This is a genomic window from Bacillota bacterium, from assembly GCA_013177945.1.
Lineage (GTDB): Bacteria > Bacillota > DSM-12270 > Thermacetogeniales > Thermacetogeniaceae > Ch130.
Genome location: JABLXW010000045.1, coordinates 1 through 3,203, shown reverse-complemented (window position 1 = coordinate 3,203; position 3,203 = coordinate 1). Strand labels below are relative to the sequence as shown.

Here is a 3,203-nt window from a genome sequence, read left to right as displayed (position 1 = left end):
TCCAGTCCAAAAACAAGCGAAATTCGCAAATTAAACCGGTACCTTCAATAAACATTTGCAAATTTCATTAGCATTAGAAAAAGATCCGGGCTGCCCTGATTAGACAGCCCAGATTCAAGAATAGCTAATTCCGGTAACTATTCCGGAAGGCCAGTATTTCCGCCCGCGCTTCTTGTAGTTTTTCGCGGAACACGGTGGCAAACCAACCCGTCCGGTTCCTGGTCGGTGGATAGACTCTGGCTTTATCAGCTACCTTGCAAATCGCTTCGATCATTTCTTCTTTGGTGTAGTTTAATTCCTGGGCCATCTTGACCGCTACGGGCAGCAAATCCGAAAAGCCGGTGAATAGAAAGTAATCTTTCAGGCTGCGCATAGCAAACCAACCCCCTAAATTTCCAGTTCCTGCTGGGCTTGGTAGACCACCTCGGGATCGATCTCCCTTTGCTTCTTACTGCAGGCGCAGATCAAACAGGTGGTGACCAGGTTGTTGACCAGCCGGGGGAGTCCGTTGGTGACGGCATAGATTGCCTCAAAGGCTGCGGGGGTAAAAATCTCCTCGTGCAGGCCGGCATACTTCAACCGGCTGACGCAATACTCCCTGATCTCCTCGGCTTTTAAGCCCCGCATGGAATATTTGACGGTCAGCCGCTGCCGTAAAGGGTTGTTCACATTGAGGGCAAGCTTGCTCCGGATTAAGGTCTGTCCGGCCAAAATTAGAATAAAGGGGTTTTGCGAGTCCATCTGAAAGTTAAATAGAAGCCTTAAGTCCTCCAAAATCTTGTTGCCCGCCAGGTGAATTTCGTCCAGGACAATCACCGGGGTAATCCGCCGTTCGTAATAAAGACTGGCAATGGCCCCCTGAATCTGGTGGAAGATGCTCACCTTCTTGTGCTTCGGTTCTTCCCCCAAGGCCAGAGCCAGGCCCTGGTAGAATTCCAGCACGGTTACCGTGGACAGGGCAAAGTAACACGTCTTGTAGTGGGCGGGGTTCAGTTCGCTGACGTACTTGCGCAAAGCGCTGGTTTTCCCGCACCCCGGCTCCCCGGTAACCAGGCCGATCCCCCGTACCTGCTGCAAATACTTTAAACGGGAGGTCAGCTCCTGAAGGTCCCAACTGGCAAACAACTGGTCAAAGGGCACCTCTTTGGAAAAAGGGTTGAACTTTAGGCCGTAGAACTGGGTGAACATCATTTTTCTTCACCTTCATTTTCGAGCAGGCGGGTAAAAGAGATGACCGGCGCCGTGGTCTCCCCACCGCCCCGGGCGGGGGAAAGTTCCTCCGGCTCATCATTTTGATGCGCCGGGCGGCCGCGCCCCTTTCTTTTCACCCAGGCGTTGGCAAAGAAGTCCACCTGCCTAGCCTCGCCCACTTTCAAGCCGTCCTGGTAAAGGAACACCGGCCGGGCGGGGGACTTCAACCATTCGGGCTCGTACCTGACCTCCACCCTGCTGCCGGCAAACTTCTGGTCTGTTTCGTAGAGGATGTTTTCCAAAGAAAAGGTGGCGTCGTGGTTAACTTTGCGGGTTGTCCGCAAAAGGAAATACTCGTCCAAAAGGGTCGGGTCGGAAAACATCTTTACCGCTTGCGCCTGGGATAAAAAATAATCGAGGGGGCTCATGCCCAGAGCGCTGTGGATTTTGCGCTGGTAATCCGCCTCCAGCCACTGCCAGAAAAGCAGGTTTAATTCTTCCAAAGACTTTACCCTGTCCATCTCCAGGCGGCTTAAAAAGCGCATCCGGACGGTCCTAAAGAACCGTTCCACCTTCCCTTTCGAGCTAGGAGAAAATGGTTCCGCATGCAAAAGCGTGCACCCCAAGCTGGCGCAAACCACGGCCAGCTGGTTGCAGCGGTAAACCTTGCCGTTGTCGGTATAGATCATCTTCGGGACCCCCCGTTTTAAAATTGCTTCTTTGAAAACGGCCCTGACCGCGGTAAAATTCTGCTCCCAGCAGAACCGGGCGGCCGTAACCAGTCGGGAGGCGTCATCAATGAAGGCAAGGAGGTAAGTTTGTTTTTTGGACCGGCCCACCCTTAAGCATGGGCCGTACATGATGTCCGTCTGCCAGAGCTCGTTTACCCGCTGGTGGGAAAAGCGCCGGACATCCTTTTCTTCTTCATCGGGATCTTTACCGGAGGCCAGGTCCGGGTTCTGGGCCAAAAAGCGGTAAAAGGTGGCCAAAGAGAGCCTGTCCGGGGTAAACACCCCCTCTTTGACCAGTTCCTCATAGAGGAGGATACCTTTTAAACCGGGCTTTTCCGCCCTTTTCTGCCGGATTTTTGCGGCGATTTCCGCAGTCACCCGGCGGCTTTTTCCACGGTCGGAGCGATAGCCCGGTTTTAACCCCTCCAGGCCATAGCGACGGTAAAGGTAGAGCCACCACTGAAAGGACTTCACGGCATAGCGCCGCGGTCCGTAGTGGGGCATGTCGATAAGCTGGTCCGAGAGCTTTCGAAAGTATTCCTGCTGGTTCAATTTTTCTTCGTTCAACACCGGCGCAATTAAAGAAAACTTTTTTAAGGCGATGTTTTCCCTTTCTTTGGCATCAAGCATAACCAAAACCTCCTGTTTAGGAGGCTTTAAGCGCTTAAAGCCTTTTTTCGGCGCCGCCGTAATCGTAACATTTCCCCGGCCAAACAAAAAGACAAAAGGTTTGTTGGCGGCTTTTGCCCTTCCAAAGGGGTACCCAAAAGGCTCTTTTAGATGCTAAAATTATGTGCGAGGAGCCAGGAAAGAGTACCCACATTGGGCGTAAAACCTGGTGGAGAAGGTCTGGATGTGGGCGAATCCAGCAGCCACAATGTGCAGTACCTTTTTGGCTCCTTCCCTTTTATCCAGGTTCTCCCCGGGTAGCTCTACCCGGGGGAGGAGCTGGCGAAGGCCCAGTTTGATGTGGTATAGGTTGGCAAAAAAGCGCCGGGCGTAAAACTGCAGGTGGGCGGGGGTCCAGAATAACCGCTTGAGCAACTGCAAAGAGGCCCGAAGGGAGTAGCAAAACACCAGGATGTACCGAAGAGCGGTATAGATTACCTCCACGGTATACTGGAAGTAAGGAAGGCAGAAGGAAGGCAGAAGGAAGGCAGAAGGAAGGCAGGTACGAGATGGTCTTGCCGCAATATTTACAATGGTACCGGCGGATCAAAATCCGGGCGCTGAAATCCGGGGTGACGACGTTCCGGCGGTAAAAACCATGCTTTTGCGGGG

At 52.9% G+C, this 3,203-nt stretch carries 2 protein-coding genes and 2 pseudogenes; all 4 read right to left on the bottom strand.

All coding sequences use genetic code 11. From position 1 onward, the window contains the following. Positions 1-124: 124 nt before the first annotated feature. The 4 genes and pseudogenes from HPY58_14040 to HPY58_14025 all read right to left on the bottom strand — a co-directional run bounded on the left by HPY58_14040 (position 125) and on the right by HPY58_14025 (position 3,203). The gene (locus tag HPY58_14040; protein ID NPV30733.1) at positions 125-373 is read right to left on the bottom strand and encodes a hypothetical protein; all 249 of its coding nucleotides are present in this window, start codon (positions 371-373) and stop codon (positions 125-127) included. A 14-nt stretch (positions 374-387) separates the two neighbouring features. After that, positions 388-1,188 (bottom strand): AAA family ATPase, encoded by an 801-nt coding sequence (locus HPY58_14035; protein ID NPV30732.1) that lies wholly within the window; start codon positions 1,186-1,188, stop codon positions 388-390. A 137-nt stretch (positions 1,189-1,325) separates the two neighbouring features. After that, a pseudogene (locus HPY58_14030) lies at positions 1,326-2,552 on the bottom strand (DDE-type integrase/transposase/recombinase). 159 nt (positions 2,553-2,711) lie between these two features. Next, positions 2,712-3,203, bottom strand: a pseudogene (locus HPY58_14025) (hypothetical protein).